This is a genomic window from Pseudomonas moraviensis (assembly GCF_900105805.1).
GTDB classification, from domain to species: domain Bacteria; phylum Pseudomonadota; class Gammaproteobacteria; order Pseudomonadales; family Pseudomonadaceae; genus Aquipseudomonas; species Aquipseudomonas moraviensis_A.
Genome location: NZ_LT629788.1, coordinates 900,544 through 921,678 on the forward strand (window position 1 = coordinate 900,544; position 21,135 = coordinate 921,678).

The window sequence follows — 21,135 nt, forward strand, 5'->3', positions numbered from 1 at the left end:
GGTACTTGTGTGAAAAAGCCTCATACGCTAAAGCAACTCCCTATAAGCGCGCGAAGGATGGCTATCCAATGTATCAGCGCACCGTCTCGCAGTTAGTGCGGTGTGATAACGAAGCGTTCAAGTATCACTTTCCTTACTGCGGTGAAGTTGGTTTTGATATGAGCAAAAGTCCACCGCAACCGATCATGAGCAAGCGCGAGCCTCATCGGCCAAGCAGTTTTCCGCTTTCGCAGTATCAACAGTTGCGCAACCGTCACTTTGAACAACTTGCAAGCATGCGCGTTGAAACCGACCTGTTGAGCAAAACGGATCTTGAACAACTCTTGTCACCCACGCCTTCGACGAGTGACGGCGCACTATGGATTGATGGACAAAAAAAACCTCCTGGATTGCTGCGTATACCTGATGTTCTGCGTCTTAGATCGTTCGGCAACCCAGGGATGTCGCAATATAGTCAAGGTAATTTGGCATCGGTGATTGAGATGAAGTTTCCGGGGGACAGGCTAACTCGTGATCAACAGACCGCATACGCGGATATTGCGGGGGGTTATCAGAAGCTGAGGCTCCTTGAGACCAGGAATTGCGACTCAAGCGACAAACAAAAGTGGCGTGAGTGGGTCCGCTCCTCGGCCAGTGAGCCAGTCTACCGCCCGGTCGCGCAAGTCACTAGCTTGGCGTCGCGCGCCGCAGCGGCCAGGCACAAGCTGCTGGTTGGCCGCATAGATGCAGAACATGCGGCAGCGCGGCTCAGATTGGAAAACCAGTTCATAGCACTTGGAACGCCAGTGATGACAGCAGCGCCGGATGAACGAGCGATACAGGCTGAGAATCGACGAGCTGTTGCAGGCATTGAAATAACTTTGGCCGCACCCTTTGTGGCGATTGGCGCGGCGATGACATCCGTGGCGGTTGCGCCCGCTACTGCTGCGGTTGAAGCAACTGCTCTGGTCGCCAATGCGGGCGGGCATTCGATCCGCTTCAAGCCTTTCATCACTGCGGTCACCAAGCGACTTCTAGCGGGTGCCGGAGTAGGGACTGGAGCCGCCATGCCCGCCTTTGCCCATCCAAATACAGAGCCTTCACATTCGACATTGCTTGCGGACGAGCAGGAGGCCCAAGCCCGGTGGACCGAATGGAACCAACGTCAGCAGCACCAGCAGACCACCATCCACAATTATGTGTTTTGGGAAGATGCGCCGGAGACCTATTATGAATGAAGAGTCATTCTTCAAAGACTTTGATGCCCATCGCTGGGATTTCACCATTGTTGATGAGGACGATGAAGAGAAGCCGGTTTTACAAGTTGGGTTGGTCGCGATTTTTTATCTGGTCGATGCTTATCTTCCAGTGCGTAGAAAACACATTGCTCAGGCTTTTGAACTCTATTGCACGCATTTCGGTGAAAAATTGGTGTGGGGTTATACGGGGGGAGAGGTCATGGTTGAGAGAACCTTCACCCCGCAAAACAAGCAGGACTGTATTTCGTATATACAGTCAGATGGACTATCAGAGTCAGCTGCACTTATGTGGTCATCCGACAAGGGGTTTGAAAAAGTCGGCGCGTATATGTTTGATGTTTGCTCGCCTGCAGGGTGGTACGAAAAAGTTCATGGCTCGATGACAACTGTCAGACTCTACCTTCCCGTAGAAGAGCTTAAGGGTGCCGGTAAGAAAAGATTCGACACCCTAATGCTCGATCTTTGCAACATTTTACGGCCGCTGCACGGCGCCGCGGGACTAGGCGTTCAACACAGTTTTGAGTGGGAAAATTATCAGCACATCGAATATGAACTCATACAAGAGTATCGGGGGGCAGATCTGTGTATTCCCTACGGCAATCAAAAGTGGCGCACCGGCTACACCAACCTCAATTGGTACACCTTTATCGCCCACCATTGGGTAAGCAAATTAGGCACAACCGAGGACTTGCTTGAACAACTCAACGACGTCCGCATCGGCATCTTGCCTTACGAATGGGGCACGATCTTCCGCGCCGGGGACTGGCCTGCTTTGGGTAAAGCCAACATTGATCCACGTCCTGAACTGTATGTGATGGTCAATGAAGTGCTCAAACCTTTGCGGGTCAGCAACATCGGTTCACTGCATTACGGCTCGATTGCTGGCGAAGTGAGGCTCAATGAGCGCACCAGCAATCAATGGATGCGCCGGTTTGACATTCCCAAAGACACCCCGAAGCGACAGTCTTCACCACAGTACCGCCGCATATCAGCAGCGGAGCAACAGCAGTTGGATGCAAGCAGGCTGATGTTTGACGCCTTTCCAAACCAGGCCACCGACGACAAATCACAACAGTAACCAAACCATGCCGGCGTTAAACGGATTCTCAAACTCGTCCGCCATCATCGACAAAAGCCTGAACAGTGGTTGCGAGTGGGCCTGCTGCACCGGTAATCCCGCTGCCCCAAATGCAATTCTGGACGATCAGGAGTGAAAGTATGAACGACTACCTACCCACTGAAAATGCGCCTGCAGCAGACGCCAGCAATCGGCTCTTCGACTATTCGCAACAGGACACCAGCAACGCTGAAACGGACCTGCCCGAGCAACAAGTCAAGCCCAAGCCACCCTTGCTGCTTGCAGACCCGGAGTTCGACCTGCGCGGCCTTGCATGGAATCCACTGTGCGATGCCGCCATGCCGCTGATAGGCCTGGTCATCCGCCTGCGCCGTCTGGACCAGCACGACGACGTACCTGAGTTGTACATGAGCGTCAGCAACCAGATCACCACGATCATGGAAGAAGTCCGTCAACTCGACTACGACGCCGGCATGCTCAAGGCGTACTCCTACAGTCTGTGCCTGTTGATTGACGAAGTGGTCATGCGCACCTCGTGGGGCAAGTCGTCCAGTTGGAGCGCACGCTCGTTGCTCAGCCAGTTCCATGGGGAAACCCAGGGCGGCGAGAAATTCTTCACCGTGATGAACAACATGATCCCCGAAGCCGCCCGCTATCAGCAGGTGCTGGAGTTCATGTACCTGTGCCTGATCGCCGGTCTGAAGGGCAAATACGGCGCCCACGCCAAGGGCGATGACGAGATACAGAAGATCATCAGCCAGCTGCACGGCCTGCTGCGCCCCCTGCGTGGCGAGACGCCCAAGCGCCTGACCGACCCGCTTAAAAATGTCGCGCCACGCAACTACCGGATCAAGCGGACGTGGCCGTTGTGGACACCTTGGGCTCTTGCAGCGGTCGTCCTGACGGTCGCCTACACGATCTACACGATCCGTCTGAATGCCATCACCGAGGAAGTGCTGGTGTCCCTGGAGCGGATTCTCAACCTGTAACCGATTTTCTCCTGAAGACGAGGCAAATGGACCGCGCCCGGCATGCACCCGGCAGAAACGCTGTGCCACGCTCTGCTAGAATCCGCCCCATTCATTGCCAGAGACTCTCCCATGAGCGAGCCGATTCGTCTGACCCAATACAGCCATGGCGCCGGTTGTGGCTGCAAGATTTCCCCACAGGTGCTGGAAGTGATCCTCGCCGGCAGCGGCGCACAGAACCTCGATCCCAAGCTCTGGGTCGGCAACGCGTCGCGCGATGACGCTGCGGTGTATGAGATCGATGCCGAGCGCGGTGTGGTGTCGACCACCGATTTCTTCATGCCGATTGTCGATGACCCGTTCGACTTCGGCCGCATCGCCGCGACCAACGCGATCAGCGACATCTACGCGATGGGTGGCGATCCGTTGATGGCGATTGCGATCCTCGGCTGGCCGGTGAACGTGCTGGCGCCGGAAGTGGCGCGGGAAGTGATTCGTGGCGGTCGCTCGGTGTGTGACGCCGCAGGCATACCGTTGGCGGGGGGGCATTCGATCGATGCGCCGGAGCCGATTTTCGGTCTTGCCGTCACCGGTCTGGTGGAAAAGCGCCACATGAAGCGCAACGACACCGCCACCGCCGGTTGCCTGTTGTATCTGACCAAACCGCTGGGCATCGGCATCCTCACTACCGCAGAAAAGAAGGGCAAATTGCGCGCCGCCGACGTCGGTGTCGCCCGTGACTGGATGTGTACCCTGAACAAGCCCGGCAGCCGTTTCGGCAAGCTCGCCGGCGTTACGGCGATGACCGACGTTACCGGTTTCGGCCTGCTCGGGCATCTGGTGGAAATGGCCGACGGCAGCCAGTTGACCGCGCGCATCGCCTACGACCGCGTGCCGCGTCTGGACAGTGTCGAGTACTACCTCGATCAAGGCTGTGTGCCGGGCGGTACGCTGCGCAATTTCGACAGCTATTCGAGCAAGGTCGGCCGCGTGCAGGAACTGCACAAGCGCGTGCTGTGCGATCCGCAAACCAGTGGCGGTCTGCTGATTGCGGTCACGCCCGAGGGCAATGAAGAGTTCCTCGGCGTTGCTGCCGAACTGGGGCTGAACCTTGAGCCGATCGGCGAACTGGTCGAGCGACAGACGAACGCAGTCGAGGTGATCTGATGCTCCGCGACTGCACTGACTACCGCGATATTTTCCTCAACGACCGGCCAATGATGGATGTCCGTGCGCCGGTTGAATTTTCCCACGGCGCGTTCCCGGGTGTGATCAATCAGCCGCTGATGAACGACCGTGAGCGCGAACAGGTCGGCACCTGTTACAAACAGCACGGGCAGCAAGCCGCGATTGCTCTGGGTGAGCGGCTGGTGTCGGCCGAGGTTCGGGAGGCACGCATCCAGGGCTGGGTCGAATTCGCCCGTAACCACCCCGACGGCTATCTCTATTGTTTCCGCGGTGGTCTGCGTTCACAGATCGTCCAGCAATGGATCAAGGACGAAGGTGGCATCGATTACCCGCGTGTGGGCGGTGGCTACAAGGCCATGCGCACGTTCCTCCTGGAAACGGTCGATCAGGCTGTGGCCGAATGCGATCTGGTTCTGCTCGGTGGCATGACCGGTACTGGCAAGACCGAAGTGCTGGTGCAGTTGAGCAATGGTCTGGATCTGGAAGGCCATGCCAATCACCGCGGTTCGAGTTTCGGCAAGCGCGCCACCGGGCAACCGGGCAACATCGATTTCGAGAATCGCCTGGCTGTCGATGTGCTGAAAAAGCGCGCCCGCGGGATCGGGCAATTTGTCCTGGAAGACGAGAGTCGGGTGGTCGGCAGCTGTGCCTTGCCGTTGCCGCTGTACCGGGGCATGCAAGCGGCACCGCTGGTCTGGCTTGAAGACAGCCTTGAGAATCGGGTCGAGCGAATCCTCCAGGATTACGTAATTGACCTGCACGCCGAGTTCGTCGCGTTGCATGGCGAGCAGGTGGGTTTCGCCCTATATGCCGAGCGATTGATTGCCAGCCTGAACAATATTCAGCGTCGCCTGGGTGGCGAGCGCTATCAACGACTGTACGGGCAGATGGAGGCGGCACTGGCCGAACAGGCCCGTAGCGGTTCGGTCGAGCTGTTTCGCGATTGGACAAGCGTGTTGCTGCGTGAGTACTACGACCCGATGTATGTGTTCCAGCGCGAGAAGAAGGGCGGGCGGATCGAGTTCGCCGGGGAGCGTCAGGCGGTGATCGAGTATTTGCGCGAGCGGGTGAGTCAGAGGATTTAGCGTCGGTTGTACCGGCCTCATCGCGAGCAGGCTCACTCCTACAGGTGGAACGCGTTCCAAATGTAGGAGTGAGCCTGCTCGCGATAGGGCCAGGTCAGGCGATAAAAAACTCAGGTCGGGCAGGTGTCCTTGCCATTATCCAGTCCTTGCTTGTAGCTATGGCTCTGCAGACTGGCCTTGCCGTTGTGCCACTTCAGGGTGAGCACGTACAGCGAGTCGAAGTCGTCTCCAGCCCAGTCATCGGTGATCTTCTGCCGCTCGCCCACCGCATTGCCGGCGACCTTGTTGATCAGCTCCGGCAGATAGCCGTGTGACCAGGCGGTGTAGATCGTCGAGTTGTGGTATTTCTCGTCCAGCAGTTCGCGGGCCAGATCGCTGGTGTCGTTGGCGGAGAACTCGATGTTCACCGGCAGGCCAAGCTTGATCGCGGCCGGGCTGATGGTCATCAGCGGGCGAATGTAGCTGTAGGAGTTGTCCAGCTCGCCTTCTTCAACGTTGCGTGTCGGGTTGGCGGCGAACACGTAGTCGGCCTTGCCGAATTTTTCCGGCAGCAGTGTCGACAGATCGATGGCGCGGTTCAGGCCCTGGCAGTTGAGCTGGCCTAAGCCGCCTTCGGGTTTTTCCGCATGACGCAGGAACACCAGGGTCTGCGTGCCGTCCGCCGGTTGCGCGCGGCTTTCACTGGATTCGAGGGACAGAAAGAGCGCACTGACTGCCAGCAGGGAGGGCAGGGCCACGTACGCGCGATGTTTGAAACGTTTGGCGAAACTCATCAGGTTCGTCATCAATTCGAAGATTCTTCAGCAAAATCGGTTAAGGCTGACAAACCTTGGCACCGCGGGCTCCCAGCACCGGGTGTTTCCCTGTCGTGAACAGCTTCCTCTGCGAGAAAGGCATAGCTCAGAGTCCTGTAATGCCCGTTTGGTTCGATCCGGGCCAGTGCGCGGCACTCTAACGGCAACCTTTGCGGGCATGCAGGCAGGTTAGCGACAGGATGTTACGGTTCGTGTAGGCGCCAACCCGGGCCTACATTATGATCGGCTTTCAATTTGTGACTGGATGCTTCCAATGACCGATCTGTCTGCATTCCCGATTACTCAGAAATGGCCGGCGCAGTACCCGGACTGGATTCAGCTCTACTCCCTGCCGACCCCCAACGGCGTCAAAGTGTCGATCATGCTCGAAGAGATCGGCCTGCCGTACGAGCCGCACCGCGTCGGCTTCGACACCAACGACCAGACCTCGGCGGAGTTTCTCTCGCTGAACCCGAACAACAAGATCCCGGCGATCCTCGACCCGCATGGCCCGGAAGATCAGCCGCTGCCGCTGTTCGAATCCGGCGCGATCCTGATTTATCTGGCCGACAAGAGCGGCCAGTTGCTCGCTCAGGAAGGCGCGCTGCGCTACGAGACCATTCAATGGCTGATGTGGCAGATGGGCGGCATCGGCCCGATGTTCGGCCAGCTCGGTTTCTTCAACAAATTCGCTGGCAAGGATTACGAGGACAAGCGCCCGCGTGACCGCTATGTCGAGGAGAGCAAACGCCTGTTGAACGTGCTCAACACCCGCCTTGAAGGCCGCGACTGGATCATGGGCGAGCGCTACACCATCGCCGATATCGCCACGTTCCCGTGGGTGCGCAATCTGCTCGGCTTCTATGAGGCAGGGGATCTGGTCGGGATTCAGAATTTCCCCAACGTCACCCGGGTGCTGGAGCGGTTCCTCGCTCGCCCGGCAGTCATCCGCGGCCTGACCATTCCTTCCTGACGCACCGCGTTTCCTTTTGTAGGAGTGAGCCTGCTCGCGATAGCGGTGTATCAGTGGAGAAATTTATGTCTGACACACTGCTATCGCGAGCAGGCTCACTCCTACAGGGGATTTGTTGCGTTTTATCGATTATTGCAAGCCCGGTAACGCTCTCTTGGCCGATCCAGGTTTGTCCCGCACCCGCCGCAAGGCATAAGCTGCGCCCCCTACGACTTTCGTCTCATCCGCTGTTTTTCAGGAAAGGCCCCATGTCCAGTCAGTTCCCCGAAGCACGTCCCCGCCGTCTGCGCCGCAATGCGAGCCTGCGCAGTCTGTTCCAGGAAACCGAATTCAGCCTCAACGATCTGGTGCTGCCGATATTCGTCGAGGAAGAGATCGACGACTTCGTGCCGATCACCAGCATGCCCGGCGTGCAGCGCATCCCCGAGCGCAAACTGGCCAGTGAAATCGAGCGCTATGCCCGTGCCGGGATCAAGTCGGTGATGACCTTTGGCGTGTCCCATCATCTCGACGCCAGCGGCAGCGACACCTGGCGCGAAGACGGCCTGGTCTCGCGCATGTCGCGCATCGCCAAGGATGCCGTGCCGGAAATGATCGTGATGTCCGACACCTGCTTCTGCGAGTACACCGACCACGGCCATTGCGGTGTGATGCACAACCACGAAGTCGGCAACGACCAGACCCTGATCAATCTTGGCAAGCAAGCCGTGGCCGCTGCTCGCGCCGGGGCTGACGTAATCGCACCGTCGGCAGCAATGGATGGCCAGGTGCGCGCGATTCGCCAGGCACTGGACGCGGCCGGCTTCACGCAGATTCCGATCATGGCCTACTCGACCAAATTCGCTTCTGCGCTGTACGGTCCGTTCCGCGAGGCCGGCGGCAGCGCGCTCAAGGGTGATCGCAAGAGCTATCAGATGAACCCGATGAATCGTCGCGAAGCCCTGCGCGAATCGCTGCTCGATGAGCAGGAAGGCGCGGATGCGCTGATGGTAAAACCGGCTGGCGCCTACCTCGACATCATCCGTGACATTCGTCAGGCTTCGAACCTGCCATTGGCGGCGTATCAGGTCAGCGGCGAGTACGCGATGATCAAGTTCGGCGCCCAGGCCGGCGCGATCGATGAGGATCGCGTGGTGCGCGAAAGCCTTGGCGCCATCAAGCGTGCGGGCGCGGATCTGATCTTCACTTACTTTGCGATGGATCTGGCACTGGCCGGGATCTAAGCCCAGCACAAATCCAGACTGTAGGAGTGAGCCTGCTCGCGATAGCGGTGTGTCAGACATGAATTTTCTCGACTGACACAACGCTATCGCGAGCAGGCTCACTCCTACAGGGGGTTGTGGTGTGTCAGTTGAAGAACGGGCGGATGCCGTGATCGCGGAAGTAGCGCTCGATCACTTTTGGATCGGCACTGCTTTCGGCAATCGCCACATAGGTATCCGGGCGCAGCAGGTAAAAGCCGTTGCGGCCCAATCCGGCTGTTTCAAACGCCGGGCGCCAGTCGAAGACGTGCAGCGGCAAGTGATGTTCGGCGCACCAGGCGATCATCTCGTCGCTGGTGTCGCCGTAGACATGCACCTGCCAGCACGGCTGCCGCAGCGGTCCGAAATTATCTCCTTCGCCATCATGCGCCCACGGCAAGCGGTCGCCGCCGTGCACATGGCCGGCTTCGCCCTGACTCAGTGGCATGCCGCGATAGTTGAGGGTGACTTGCGAGACCGTGCGAAAGAGGAACTCGCGGCTTGCTTCGAACGCGGCCATTTTCGGAAGCAGGAACGGCGCCACACGCATGCGTAGCAGGTCGGCCATGCGCCCCTCGGCGGTGACGAAACTGAAGACCTTGTCGGTGGTGGAGACCAGTCGGCGAGCGAAGGCGATGCGCTCGGTTTCGTAGGTGTCGAGCAGTTTCGGTTCGGCACCACCGCTGAGCACGGCGGCGAGCTTCCAGGCCAGATTGATCGCATCGCCGATGCCGGTGTTCATGCCTTGGCCGCCCGCAGGGCTGTGTACGTGGGCGGCATCGCCGAGCAGAAATGCCCGGCCATCACGGAAGTGTTCGGCCACCCGGTGATGCACGCGGTAGGTGGAGAACCAGTGCAGGTCTTCGATATGCACTTTCAGATGCTCGATGGCGCGGCTGCTGACATCGGAAAACTGCAGGGTTTCGGCACGCTCGGCGCGTTCGTCACGCACCGTGCCGATCAGTCGCGCGCGGCCTTCGCCGGCCAGTGGGAACACCGCGAGAAAGTCCGCTTCGTCCAGATCCAAATGCAGCTCGCCATTGAGCGCCGGGCCGCTGGCCGTGACATCGGCGACGTAGAAAATCTGCTGATAGGTGCCGCCGGGAAAGTCGGTGTCGAGGGTTTTGCGCACCACCGAACGGGCGCCGTCGCAACCGGCCAGATAGCAGGCTTGACAGACTTCCTGCTGGCCATCGGGCAGGCGCAGATGCGCGGTGATGGTGTCGCCGGTGTCCTCGAAGCTGTCCAGCGCGGTATTGCGCTCGACGCTGACGCCGTAATCTTCAAGGCGCTCGAGCAGCAGCCGTTCGTGCTCGTCCTGCGGGAAAATTTCGACGAAGGCGTAGGGAGTGAGGCCTTCGCCGATGCGCTTGAGTGGCAACTGCGCGACCGGTTTGCCGTTGACCCAGAAGTTCGCCGCCGCGACCTGATGGCCACGACGCACGATGGTGTCGGCCAGGTCGAGTTGGCGATACAGCTCGAGGGTTCTCGCTTGCACGGCCAAGGCGCGGGAAGTAGTGCCGGGCGCCGTAGTCTTGTCGATGATGCGCACGCGCACGCCGAGTCTGCTCAGCCACAGCGCCAGGACCAGACCGGTCGGGCCGGCGCCGATGATCAGCACGTCGCTGCGGTTCATGGGGCTGTCCTCCTGTGGCTGTGCAGCAAGTATGGATCAGCGGGAGAGGGTGGCCAGTGTGGTCGGCCGGACGGGACAGGGCGGCTGTTTTGTGCATACCTGGGAATGGGCTGCACGGCTGCAACCCCTCACCCCAGCCCTCTCCCGAGGGAGAGGGAGCCGATCGGGGGCTTTTCAAGTCCTGAGTTCGACTGGATATTTCAGGTCGGCGTAGTTCGAGAGAACATCTCGGTCAGTCCCCTCTCCCTCTGGGAGAGGGTTAGGGTGAGGGGCTTTTGATCTTTTTAGTGCTTAGAAATCAATCGTCCCGGACAGCTTCGCCACCCGCGGTTCACCCTGGGTCAGGTACCCGCCCTGAGCCGATTCCCAGTACTTCTTGTTCGCCACGTTCTCAACGCCGAAACGCAGCGTCACGTCTTTCTCCGACACCTTGAACGCATAGCGCGCACCTGCGTCGAAGCGGTTCCACGTTGGCAAGCTGAGGTTGTTCGCTGCGTCGGCGTATTGCCCGCCGGTGCGCAGCATCCGCGCATTCAGCGCGACGCCTTGCAGACCCGGCACGTCCCAATCCACGCCAGCGTTGAACTGGAAGGTCGGCACGCCGATGGCGTGGTTGCCGTCGTTGGCACCGTTGAGGGTGTTTTTCAGTTCGGTGTCCATCAGGGTCAGGCCGCTGATCAGGCGCAGGCCATCGATCGGCTCGCCGAACACGTTCATTTCCACGCCTTTGTTGATCTGTTCGCCTTCACGGACGTAGGTGCAAGTGGTCGGACCGTTGATTTCGCAGTAGCCATCGCTTGGCTGTTCGATGCGGTAAACACCCAGACTTGCGCCGTAGGTGCCCATGTCGACTTTCACGCCCACCTCGGTCTGCTTGGAGCGTTTCGGTGCGTAGACTTCGTTGCCGTTGGTCACGCGGAAACCGCCGGAGCTGGTCGGCGAGGTCGGACCCTGCGCCAGGCCCTCGATGTGGTTGGCGTAGATCGACACATGCTCCCACGGCTTGAACACGATGCCGTACACCGGCGTGGTGATCGATTCGTCGTAGCTCGACGAGCGCGGGCCGCTGCCGTAGCTGGCGTAGCTGTAACCCTGCACCACCAGTTGCTGGCGACGCAGGCCAGCGGTGACCAGCAGGCGATCGTCGAAGAAACCGAGGGTGTCGGAGATCGCTACGCTGCGGTTGAAGGTCTTGCCGACGATGCCGGGATCGTTGAGATCGCCGCCAGCGAAGTTGCCGACCGGTGCCGGCGGCGTGATCGGGTGATAGATGTTGTTCGAGTAGCGCGTCAGGTCGAAGTCATAGGCACTGCGCTGCTCAGCCCAGATCCCGGTCAGGCCGAAATTCAGCTTGTGGCTGACCGGGCCGGTGTTGAATTTGCCGTTGAGGCCGGCCATGACGCTGGTGTTGTCCTCGTCATGGGGCACGAACGAGCCGGTGGTAAACGACGCGCCGCTGTTGCCGACCAGGGTGGTCGAGTTGTAGCGGCCGACTTCACGGGTGTGCTTGGCGCCACCGGCGGCGTAGGCGGTCCAGTTGTCGTTGAGGTCGTACTCGGCGCGGAGCATGCCGAAAGTGTCTTCGATATCGGTGTAGCCCCACTTCGGCGCGTAGTTGGTATCGGCCGATGGCGCGTCCGGCAGGTGCGTGGCGGTACCGAGGTTGACCGAGCTGCGGCCACCGTTGACGCGTTCTTTCTGATAGGCAAAGTCGCCGGAAAGCCGCAGCGCATCGCCGCGATAATCCAGACCGATGGCGAACAGTTTCGAGCGCTGGTTCTCGTGATCGATGCCGGTGTCGCCTTCGCGCTGCGACAGGTTGACCCGCGCGCCGAAGCGATTGTCTTCACCGAAGCGCTGGCCGATGTCGAAGTGATGACCGATGCGGCCTTCGCTGTTGATGTCGGTAGTGTAACGGCGCAGCGGCACATCGCCGGCGCGTTTTGGTTGCAGGTTGACGCCGCCGCCGATGCCGGAACCGGTCGGGGTCACGCCGTTGATGAAGGCATTGGGGCCTTTGAACACTTCCACGCGTTCCAGTGCATCGGTGGAAATGATCTGCCGGGGCAAGACGCCGTACAGGCCGTTATAGGAAATATCATCGCCATTGAGCGGCAGGCCGCGAATCATGAAGACCTGCGCCTGGTTGGAGAAGCCCGAGGCCTGGCGCACCGAGGAATCGTTGAGCAGCACATCGGCGACGTTTTCCGCCTGCTGATCCTGGATCAGTTGCTCGGTGTAGGACGCCGCGCTGAACGGCACGTCCATCATGTCCTGATTGCCCAGCACGCCCAATTGGCCGCCGCGTGCAACCTGACCGCCAGCGTAGACCGGGGGCAGGGCGTTGGGGGTTGGGGCCTGGGCGTTGATGTTGACGTCGTCGAGCACGAGCTCTTTGCTGTTGTCTTCAGCGGCGTGGGCGGTAACGGTCAGGGAACATAGCAGGGCAAGCAAAGTCGGGCGGAACGGAGCGCCGAGTCGAGCTGAAGCGGGCATGTCGGATACCTGGAGGCGAGCGGCCAATGAATAAAATAAGGGCGGCGCGGAACTCCTTGCGCTAATGCGACTCCAGGCGCAAATGATAGGGTTTCGCAGTAACGTTTTGCAATCAGTTTGTCATCAGCCCCGTAAGAGCTGCACATTGTGGCGAGGGAGCTTGCTCCCGCTCGGCGGCGCAGCCGTCGCAATCCTGGACTCCCGGTTGTTTCTGGTTGACGCGGATGGCAGGATTCGGGGCCGCTCCGCAGCCCAGCGGGAGCAAGCTCCCTCGCCACAGGATTTGTGGGCTTGCAGGGGGAACGCGGCACACCGGACTGGAAGGAGCAACGATGCACACCTCAAGATTACTCGCCACACTCGGCGCCTTGCTGCTGCTCGCCGGTTGCGCCAGCCAGCGCAGCAACGAACCGGCACCGCGCCCGCCGGCCGAAGTGAAAGCGGAAATCGTCCGCTTGCTGCCGGCGAAAACCGCTGATCGCCAAGGCTGGGCCACGGACATCTACGCCGCGTTCGCCGCGCAGGGCATCAATACCACCACGCAAAATCTCTGTTCGGTACTGGCCGTGGCGGAACAGGAATCCACTTTCCAGGCCGACCCGACGGTGCCCGGTCTGGGCAAGATTGCCCGCGACGAGATCGATCGCCGCGCCGCCAAGGTGCACATCCCCAGCTTGTTGGTCAGCGGCGCTCTGCAAGTGCGCTCGCCCAACGGCAAGACCTACAGCGAACGCCTGAATGCAGCGCGCAGTGAAAAGGAGCTGAGCGCGATTTTCGATGACTTCATCGGCATGGTACCGATGGGGCGCACCCTGTTCGGCGGCTTCAACCCGGTGCACACCGGCGGGCCAATGCAGGTCAGCATTGAATTCGCTGAAGAGCACGCCAAGGATTACCCGTATCCGGTGGACGGCACGATTCGCCGTGAAGTGTTCAGCCGGCGCGGCGGCATGTATTTCGGCATCGCCCATTTGCTCGGCTATCCGGTGAATTACCGCGAGCCGCTGTATCGTTTCGCCGATTTCAACGCCGGCTGGTACGCCAGCCGCAATGCTGCGTTTCAGAACGCGGTCAGTCGCGCGTCCGGCATTCCGCTGACCCTGGACGGCGACCTGATCCGCTACGATTCGATCATGCCCGGCAGCACCGAACTGGCGGTACGCACCCTTGGCAAGTCGCTGGGCATGCGCAACCCGACGATTCGCGATCAACTGGAGAAGGGCAAAACCCTGGAATTCGAAGAGACCAAACTCTATCAGCGCGTGTTCGAACTGGCGGAGCGAGCCGAAGGCAAGGCATTACCGCGTGCGCTATTGCCGGGGATCGTGCTGCAGAGCCCGAAGATCACCCGCAAACTCACCACAGCCTGGTTCGCCAAACGCGTGGACGAGCGCTACAAACGCTGCATGGCCAAGGCCGGATAAAACAGGCAGACATAAAAAACCCGGCTGCGGGAGCCGGGTTTCTCTGCGGTGTTGCGCTTGCAGTCATGCATCAGGCAACACGGCGTTCGATCAGACGATCAGCACCACCTTCGGCAACACGGCGTTCGATCAGACGATCAGCACCACCTTCGGCAACACGGCGTTCGATCAGACGATCCGAGCCTCCTTCAGCAACACGACGTTCGATCAGGCGATCAGCGCCACCTTCAGCAACGCGACGTTCGATCAGACGATCCGAACCACCTTCGGCAACGCGGCGTTCGATCAGGCGATCCGAACCGCCTTCGGCCAGACGGCTTTCGATCAGTTTGTCCGAGCCGCCTTCGGCGATCATGGTGTGCGCCGGGGTGGCGGCAAAAGCGTTAACTGCGAAAACCGAGAAAGCGATGCTGAGAAGAGTCTGGCGTTTCATGATGGTGTGCTCCGGGGTGTTGTTGGTTGGTATGGAGCCGATGTTACGCCCGGAATTTTTTATGAGAACTTCATTGCCGTGATGGTGAACATCGACGTCGATGATGATTGATGTAGGAGCTGCCGAAGGCTGCGATCTTTTGATCTTGAAAACAAAGATCGCAGCCTTCGGCAGCTCCTACAGGGCACACTACAAGACTTTGACCGCACGCCCGATCGCCTGAATCGGCCCCGTCGGTTTGCCGATCGGCGAGCCGCTCGCGCGTTCCAGCGTCAGCTCGAACAGTTGGTTGGGCTGCAGTGGCGGCAATTTGTCCAGCGGCACCGACAAAGCCTGCCCCGGTTTGACCAGGCCCAGGGAAACCGGCCCCGACCAGCCGTCAGCCTTGGTCCAGAACTCCAGCGCCTTGTCCGCCGGCACCTCGACCACGCCCAGCGGAATCAACTGGATCTCCCGGGAATCGCTCGCCTGAATCACCCAACCCGGCGCCTTGTCCTGCGGCGCCACCAGCACCACCAGATAACTCGGTTTCGGCGCAGTCTGGGTCAGCAGAAGCGTGCCGAGGATCAATGTCGCCGCCAGACCGGCGGCGCTCAGACCGCGCCACAGCGGCAGCAGGTTCCACCACGAAGTCAGCGGTTTGCTCACCGTCAGTCGTTCGAGACTGCGTTCGATGCGAGGCCACAGCTGCGCCGAGGGTTGCTGTGGCTCGGCCAGATCGGTCAGCTCCAGCAGCCGGCGTTCCCAGGCATCCACGGCTGCCCGCAATTCGGGTTCGTCGGGCAAACGCCGTTGCACCTCGATGCGCTGCTCGAACGACAGCGTGCCGAGCACGTATTCGCCGGCCAGTTCATCCCGGTCCTGCGCTGATTCGCCGGTCATCCCATGCACTCCCGCAAAGCATTGAGGCTGCGCTTGATCCACGCTTTGACCGTGCCCAGCGGCGTGTCGAGGCGTGCGGAAATCTGCGCATGGCTGTAACCGTCGACGTAGGCGTGGAGGATACAGCTGCGCCGCTGCGGTTCCAGTTGCTCGAGGCAGCGATGGATGCGCGCCGAGTGAACATCGGCCAGCTCATCAGGCGCCGTTGCCTCATGTTCTTCGCTGAAGGGCGTTTCCCGACTTTGCCTGCGCAGCTGATTCAAGGCCAGATGCCGGGTCACGCTGAACATCCAGCCCCGCGCCGAACCGCGCGCCGGGTCGAACCCGGAAGCACCATTCCAGATCTTGATGAACGCCTCATGCACGACGTCCTCTGCCAGCGCCGTATCGCGCACCAGCCGCTTGGCTACGCCGAGCAGGCGCGGGCCTTCCTGCACATACAAATCGCGCAAGGCCGCCCGCTCGCCCCGGGCACAGGCAGCGAGGCGGGCTTCGTAATCGAAAACGGATTCGGCTAAAGGCATGGCGTGCAATCTAGCTCACATTCTCCAGAATCACACAGTCCCACTTGTAGGAGTGAGCCTGCTCGCGATAGCGCTGTGTCAGCCGGCAGATCGTTCACTGACATACCGCTATCGCGAGCAGGCTCACTCCTACAGGGATTTGTGCTGGGATCGAGATATCAGTTCGCCGCCCAGAAAATATAATCCGCCTGGTACTTCACCATTTCCTGCTTGCCCTTGTTCGCCATGGTGCACTCACTGCCCGGCGCTACGCCGCCCTTGAGCGCAACACGCTGGATGTAGCTGACCCCGGTCATCGCGCCTTTGCCCTCGGCCGGATTGGCCTTGACCAGTTGATAGGGCAGGTTGCCCGGGCTCGACGGTGCCACGGCCAGTTGCGTGCCGGTGACTTTCGATCCGTCTTTCGCTTGCCAGGTCGCCGGTGGGCCGAAGTAGGTGCCGACCTGTTTGCCGCTGCGATCATTGAGCACCGCTTTCGGCCCGACAAAAGTCCACTCGGTCTGCCCGGCCATATTGGGCTTGTCGCGGCATTCGTAGGTGATCTCGCCAACCCCGGTGGTTTCCAGGGCAATCCTGTGCCCGTCCGGCACTTTGATCGCGTCGGGATAACTGCTCTGGGCAAACGTGCTGGTGGTGAAAGCGAGCAAACCGGTGAAGCCAATCAGCTGGGTGATGTTCATCCGATGATTCTCCGAAAAGGGTAGAGCACTGACAGCACAAAAGTGCGCTGTTACAAGGACTACCCGTGGCGGAGGCGATTGGATGCAGTGCCGGGAGAATATTTTTGATGACTCGCCACAACCCTGTAGGAGTGAGCCTGCTCGCGATAGCGGTATGCCTGCTATATAAGTTTTGCTGACACGACGCCATCGCGAGCAGGCTCACTCCTACAGGGGGTTACGTCGGAGACTTTTACACCCGAGCCACAGCCATCTACCCTGTGCAAAGGCCTTATCGGGGGAAACGGACATGTACCAGCTCTACGGGCACAAGAATTCCGGCGCGGCCGCCATCGAGGCAGCACTGGAGTTGTGCCAGATCGCCTATCGATTCATTGATACCGAAGCCAGCGCCGAAGCCGCCGAAGCGCTGGGCAAACTCAATCCGCTGAAGCAGATCCCGACCCTGCAACTGCCGGACGGCAGCGCCATGACTGAAAGTGCGGCGATCCTGATCCACCTGGGCCTGACGTTTCCCAAGTCCGGCCTGCTGCCGAGCGAGGCGGCTGATCGCGATCAGGCGATTCGCGGCCTGGCCTATATCGTCGGCAATTGCTACGCGGCGGTCGGCATCATCGATTACCCCGAGCGCTGGTTGATCACGCCCGACGAGAGCGCACGGCAGAACCTGATCGCTGGCACGCGCCAGCGCCTGCACTTCAGTTGGGAGATATTTGCCGATCAGTTTTCCGGCGAGCTGTATCTGGATGACGAAACCCCCGGGGCACTGGATGTGCTGGCGGCAGTGGTGAGCCGCTGGGCCGGCAGCCGCGAACATCTGCGCCAGACCCGCCCGGGGTTTTATGCGTGGTTGCAAAGGATTGACCGACACCCGGTGCTGGCACCGGTGTTCGAACGGCATTGGCCCTCTCAAGGCTGACAAATAGCCCCTTGTGGGAGCGAGCCTGCTCGCGAAAGCGGTGTGTCAGCCAAAGATGTTTCGACTGACCCAGCGCATTCGCGAGCAGGCTCGCTCCCACAACGGCACGGCGGTGGGCTCATTCGCCGCGAATGTATTGCTCGAGCTGTTTGATCAATTCAGCCTGTTCGGCAATCGCTTCCTTCACCAGGTCGCCGATCGACAGCAGACCAATCAACTGGCCGTCCTCGACCACCGGCAGGTGGCGCAGGCGTTTGTCCGACATGATGCCCAGGCAGGTATCGACGGTTTGCCGGGTGTCCACGGTGATCACGTCCTTGACCATGATGTCGCGCACCGGCGTGCCCACCGAGGAGCGGCCGTGCAGCACCAGTTTGCGTGCATAGTCGCGCTCGCTGATGATGCCGACCACTTTGTCGTCTTCGACCACCAGCAAGGCGCCGACGTTTTTCTCGGCCATCTTCATCAGCGCTTCGAGCACCATGTGATCGGGTTTGATCTGGTGCACTTCCTGATTTTTCTGATCTTTGAGCTTGAGCAGTTGGGCGACGGTCTTCATGGCGGTTACTCAGGTGTTGTCGTTGTTCATCAAGCATCGTAGACGCAGCCGCGCAGAGCAAGGTGGCAAAGCGGCAGTTAGCGTGCAAAAAACGCCATTCGCCGGGTTTTTCCGCAGATCCGCGGTATTTTTTGCCAGGGCCAGGCGTGGCAATGCCGCGTAGAATGCCGGTCAGTCTGATTTTTCGAGGTCGCAGTGGTGGATTTACAGCAGGGCTTCGTCCTGACCCGGCATTGGCGCGATACGCCGGCCGGCACCGAAGTCGAGTTCTGGCTGGCGACCGACGCCGGGCCACGCCGTGTGCGCCTGGCGCATCAGCCGTCGGTAGCATTCATTCCCGCCGCCCAGCGTGAAGCGGCCGAGCGTCTGCTGCACGATGAAAACAATGTCGAACTGCGCCCGCTCGCCCTGCAGGATTTTCAGCATCGTCCGGTACTCGGTCTGTATTGCCAGCAACACGGCCAGTTGATGCGCCTGGAAACCGCGCTGAACCGCGCCGGCGTCGATGTTTTTGAAGCCGACGTGCGCCCGCCGGAACGCTATCTGATGGAGCGCTTTATCACCGCGCCAGTGCGGTTCGGCGGCACCCCGGATGCAGAGGGTGTGCTGCTCAACGCCCAGATGAAAGCCGACCCCGATTACCGGCCGAAACTGCGCCTGGTCTCGCTCGACATCGAAACCACGGAAAACGGCGAGCTGTATTCGATTGCCCTGGAAGGCTGCGGCGAGCGCCAGGTGTACATGCTCGGCGCGCCGAACGGCGACGCCAGCATTGTCGATTTCGATCTGGAGTACTGCGACTCGCGCGCGGTGATCCTGAAAAAACTCAACGACTGGTTCGCCCGCCACGACCCCGACGCAATCATAGGCTGGAACGTTGTGCAGTTCGATCTGCGCATCCTTCACGAACACGCCCGGCGTCTCGGCGTGCCGCTGAAAATCGGCCGTGGCGGCGAAGAAATGCAGTGGCGCGAGCACGGCAGCCGCAATCACTACTTCGCCTCGGCAGCGGGGCGGCTGATCATTGATGGCATCGAGTCGTTGCGGTCGGCGACCTGGAGCTTTCCGTCGTTCAGCCTGGAAAATGTTGCGCAAACCCTGCTCGGCGAAGGCAAGGCAATCAACAATCCGTACCAGCGCATGGACGAGATCAACCGCATGTTCGCCGAAGACAAACCGGCGCTGGCCAAATACAACCTCAAGGACTGCGAACTGGTCACGCGGATCTTCGCCAAGACCGAACTGCTGACGTTTTTGCTCGAACGGGCCAGCGTCACCGGTTTGCCGGCCGACCGCAGCGGCGGTTCGGTCGCCGCGTTCACCCATTTGTACATGCCGTTGATGCATCGCCAGGGCTTTGTTGCGCCGAACCTCGGCACCAACCCGCCGCAGGCCAGCCCCGGCGGGTTTGTCATGGATTCGCGGCCGGGGTTGTACGAGTCGGTGCTGGTGCTCGATTACAAAAGCCTGTACCCGTCGATCATTCGCACGTTTCTGATCGACCCGGTGGGCTTGATCGAGGGACTGCAACATCCCGACGACGCTGACTCGGTGCCGGGTTTCCGTGGCGCCCGTTTCTCACGTACCCGGCATTGCCTGCCGGCCATCGTGGCGCGGGTGGCTGAAGGGCGTGAGACCGCCAAGCGCGAGCACAACGCGCCGCTGTCCCAGGCGTTGAAGATCATCATGAACGCCTTCTACGGCGTGCTTGGCTCCAGCGGCTGCCGTTTTTTCGATACCCGCCTGGCCTCGTCGATCACCTTGCGCGGCCACGAAATCATGCTGCGCACTCGCCAGTTGATCGAGGAACAAGGCCACGCGGTGATATACGGCGATACCGATTCCACCTTCGTCTGGTTGCGCCGGCTGCATGGCCAGGAAGAAGCAGCACAGATCGGTCATGCGCTGGTCAGGCACGTCAACGATTGGTGGCGCGCCCATGTGCGCGACGAATACGGGCTGGAAAGCGCGCTGGAATTGCAGTTCGAGATTCACTACAAGCGTTTCCTGATGCCGACGATTCGCGGCGCGGAGGAGGGCAGCAAGAAGCGCTACGCCGGTCTGGTCACCCGCACCGATGGCAGCGAGGAAATGGTCTACAAGGGCCTGGAGACCGTGCGCACCGACTGGTCACTGCTGGCCCGACAATTTCAGCAGGAACTGTATGAGCGGATTTTCCAGCGCAAGCCGTATCGGGATTACGTGCGCGACTACGTGCGCAAGACCCTCGCCGGGGAGTTCGATGATCGGCTGGTGTATCGCAAGCGTCTGCGCCGCACCCTCGACGATTACGAACGCAACGTGCCGCCGCATGTCCGTGCGGCACGGCTGGCCGACGACTACAACGCCGAGCAGGGTCGGCCCCGGCAGTATCAAAACGGCGGCTGGATCAGCTACGTCATCACGCTGGCCGGCCCGGAGCCGTTGGAGGTACGCCGCGCCGCCATCGATTACGACCACTACATCACCCGTCAGCTGCAACCGGTGGCGGATGCAATCCTGCCGTTTGTCGACGACGACTTCTCAACCCTGATCGGTGGGCAACTGGGCCTGTTTTGAGTCGAGCAGTTGCAGCGTCCATTCATCGAGAATGCCATGGAAGTAACGCTCCAGCGCCTGATGGAACAGGCTGCCCTCGGCGCTGAACTGAGCGAACAGGGTCATCGACGAATGAAATTTCAGGTCATCGGGGTGGCCGAAAATCTCTGCAATCGAGCGCTGCGGCACATTCAACACCCGTTGCGTGCAGGTGCGCAATCGCGCGCCAAGCAGTTCGTGGGCCAGATAAGCCTGGGCCTCATCGGCTGAACCAATGGCAAAGCGTCGGGCCATTTCGCTGCCGCCCAACCCGGCGAATTGCGGGAAGACAAACCACATCCAGTGGCTGCGCTTGCGGCCCTCTTCGAGTTCGCGTTGAACGCGTTCGAACACCGGGTCCTGTGCCTGGACAAAACGTTGCAGATCAAACGGGTCGTGCAGATCTGTGCTTCTCATCGCCAAGCCCTCGCAGTCGGCGG

19 protein-coding genes are annotated in these 21,135 nt (G+C 60.4%); 10 read left to right on the forward strand and 9 right to left on the reverse strand.

Annotated elements, in window-relative coordinates:
* Positions 1-68 precede the first annotated feature (68 nt).
* From BLU71_RS04350 to mnmH, 5 genes are all read left to right on the forward strand, one after another.
* The gene (locus BLU71_RS04350) at positions 69-1,217 is read left to right on the forward strand and encodes a VRR-NUC domain-containing protein (RefSeq protein WP_083352402.1); all 1,149 of its coding nucleotides are present in this window, start codon (positions 69-71) and stop codon (positions 1,215-1,217) included.
* Positions 1,210-2,316: a type VI immunity family protein gene (locus BLU71_RS04355; protein ID WP_065615966.1), complete on the forward strand. Its 1,107-nt coding sequence runs from the start codon at positions 1,210-1,212 to the stop codon at positions 2,314-2,316. Before BLU71_RS04350 ends, BLU71_RS04355 begins: the two co-directional genes overlap by 8 nt.
* 140 nt (positions 2,317-2,456) lie before the next feature.
* Positions 2,457-3,305 carry a type IVB secretion system protein IcmH/DotU gene (gene icmH / locus BLU71_RS04360; protein WP_065615967.1) on the forward strand — a complete coding sequence of 283 codons (849 nt, stop codon included), beginning with the start codon at positions 2,457-2,459 and terminating at the stop codon, positions 3,303-3,305.
* Positions 3,306-3,416: 111 nt separating this feature from the next.
* A complete protein-coding gene (gene selD / locus BLU71_RS04365) occupies positions 3,417-4,451 on the forward strand; it encodes a selenide, water dikinase SelD (RefSeq protein WP_042609115.1) in 1,035 nt (344 codons plus the stop codon).
* Complete coding sequence (gene mnmH / locus BLU71_RS04370) at positions 4,451-5,557, forward strand: tRNA 2-selenouridine(34) synthase MnmH (protein ID WP_064361377.1); 1,107 nt, start codon at positions 4,451-4,453, stop codon at positions 5,555-5,557. Before selD ends, mnmH begins: the two co-directional genes overlap by 1 nt.
* Before the next feature lie 110 nt (positions 5,558-5,667).
* Here the strand turns inward: mnmH and BLU71_RS04375 are convergent, their stop codons facing one another.
* Positions 5,668-6,342 (reverse strand): hypothetical protein, encoded by a 675-nt coding sequence (locus tag BLU71_RS04375; RefSeq protein WP_039763430.1) that lies wholly within the window; start codon positions 6,340-6,342, stop codon positions 5,668-5,670.
* Positions 6,343-6,625: 283 nt separating this feature from the next.
* Between BLU71_RS04375 and BLU71_RS04380 the strand changes: the two genes are divergently transcribed.
* Both BLU71_RS04380 and hemB read left to right on the forward strand, forming a co-directional pair.
* Positions 6,626-7,324: a glutathione binding-like protein gene (locus tag BLU71_RS04380; protein ID WP_042609117.1), complete on the forward strand. Its 699-nt coding sequence runs from the start codon at positions 6,626-6,628 to the stop codon at positions 7,322-7,324.
* 248 nt (positions 7,325-7,572) lie between these two features.
* Positions 7,573-8,547, forward strand: coding sequence for a porphobilinogen synthase (gene hemB, locus BLU71_RS04385; RefSeq protein ID WP_083352403.1), 975 nt, complete (start codon positions 7,573-7,575; stop codon positions 8,545-8,547).
* A gap of 124 nt (positions 8,548-8,671) precedes the next feature.
* Here the strand turns inward: hemB and BLU71_RS04390 are convergent, their stop codons facing one another.
* Together BLU71_RS04390 and BLU71_RS04395 are read right to left on the reverse strand one after the other, a co-directional pair.
* On the reverse strand, positions 8,672-10,201 hold the full coding sequence (locus BLU71_RS04390) for an FAD-dependent oxidoreductase (RefSeq protein WP_083352404.1): 1,530 nt from the start codon (positions 10,199-10,201) through the stop codon (positions 8,672-8,674).
* Positions 10,202-10,492: 291 nt separating this feature from the next.
* Entirely contained in the window at positions 10,493-12,697 is a 2,205-nt protein-coding gene (locus tag BLU71_RS04395; protein ID WP_065615970.1) for a TonB-dependent receptor, read from the reverse strand.
* A 332-nt stretch (positions 12,698-13,029) separates the two neighbouring features.
* On the opposite strand from BLU71_RS04395, the gene BLU71_RS04400 reads away from it, so the two are divergent.
* Complete coding sequence (locus tag BLU71_RS04400) at positions 13,030-14,121, forward strand: DUF1615 domain-containing protein (RefSeq protein ID WP_042609122.1); 1,092 nt, start codon at positions 13,030-13,032, stop codon at positions 14,119-14,121.
* Positions 14,122-14,191: 70 nt separating this feature from the next.
* Here BLU71_RS04400 and BLU71_RS04405 read toward each other — a convergent pair whose 3' ends face one another.
* From BLU71_RS04405 to BLU71_RS04420, 4 genes are all read right to left on the reverse strand, one after another.
* Positions 14,192-14,554, reverse strand: coding sequence for a hypothetical protein (locus BLU71_RS04405; RefSeq protein ID WP_083352405.1), 363 nt, complete (start codon positions 14,552-14,554; stop codon positions 14,192-14,194).
* 189 nt (positions 14,555-14,743) lie between these two features.
* Positions 14,744-15,436, reverse strand: coding sequence for an anti-sigma factor (locus BLU71_RS04410; RefSeq protein WP_083352406.1), 693 nt, complete (start codon positions 15,434-15,436; stop codon positions 14,744-14,746).
* A complete protein-coding gene (locus BLU71_RS04415) occupies positions 15,433-15,960 on the reverse strand; it encodes a sigma-70 family RNA polymerase sigma factor (RefSeq protein ID WP_083352407.1) in 528 nt (175 codons plus the stop codon). The genes BLU71_RS04410 and BLU71_RS04415 overlap by 4 nt, the downstream gene beginning before the upstream one ends.
* A gap of 158 nt (positions 15,961-16,118) precedes the next feature.
* Entirely contained in the window at positions 16,119-16,640 is a 522-nt protein-coding gene (locus BLU71_RS04420) for a DUF3455 domain-containing protein (RefSeq protein ID WP_065615973.1), read from the reverse strand.
* 289 nt (positions 16,641-16,929) lie between these two features.
* Between BLU71_RS04420 and BLU71_RS04425 the strand changes: the two genes are divergently transcribed.
* Positions 16,930-17,559, forward strand: a complete 630-nt coding sequence (locus BLU71_RS04425; protein ID WP_042609135.1) for a glutathione S-transferase N-terminal domain-containing protein — start codon at positions 16,930-16,932, stop codon at positions 17,557-17,559.
* A gap of 118 nt (positions 17,560-17,677) precedes the next feature.
* Here BLU71_RS04425 and BLU71_RS04430 read toward each other — a convergent pair whose 3' ends face one another.
* A complete protein-coding gene (locus tag BLU71_RS04430; RefSeq protein ID WP_016775372.1) occupies positions 17,678-18,118 on the reverse strand; it encodes a CBS domain-containing protein in 441 nt (146 codons plus the stop codon).
* A 198-nt stretch (positions 18,119-18,316) separates the two neighbouring features.
* Here BLU71_RS04430 and BLU71_RS04435 point away from each other — a divergent pair, with 198 nt between their 5' ends.
* The gene (locus BLU71_RS04435; protein ID WP_162276422.1) at positions 18,317-20,677 is read left to right on the forward strand and encodes a DNA polymerase II; all 2,361 of its coding nucleotides are present in this window, start codon (positions 18,317-18,319) and stop codon (positions 20,675-20,677) included.
* On the opposite strand, the gene BLU71_RS04440 is transcribed toward BLU71_RS04435, so the two are convergent.
* Complete coding sequence (locus BLU71_RS04440; protein ID WP_083352409.1) at positions 20,642-21,112, reverse strand: DUF1810 domain-containing protein; 471 nt, start codon at positions 21,110-21,112, stop codon at positions 20,642-20,644. The two genes, BLU71_RS04435 and BLU71_RS04440, sit on opposite strands and share 36 nt — an antisense overlap.
* Between the last annotated feature and the right edge of the window lie 23 nt (positions 21,113-21,135).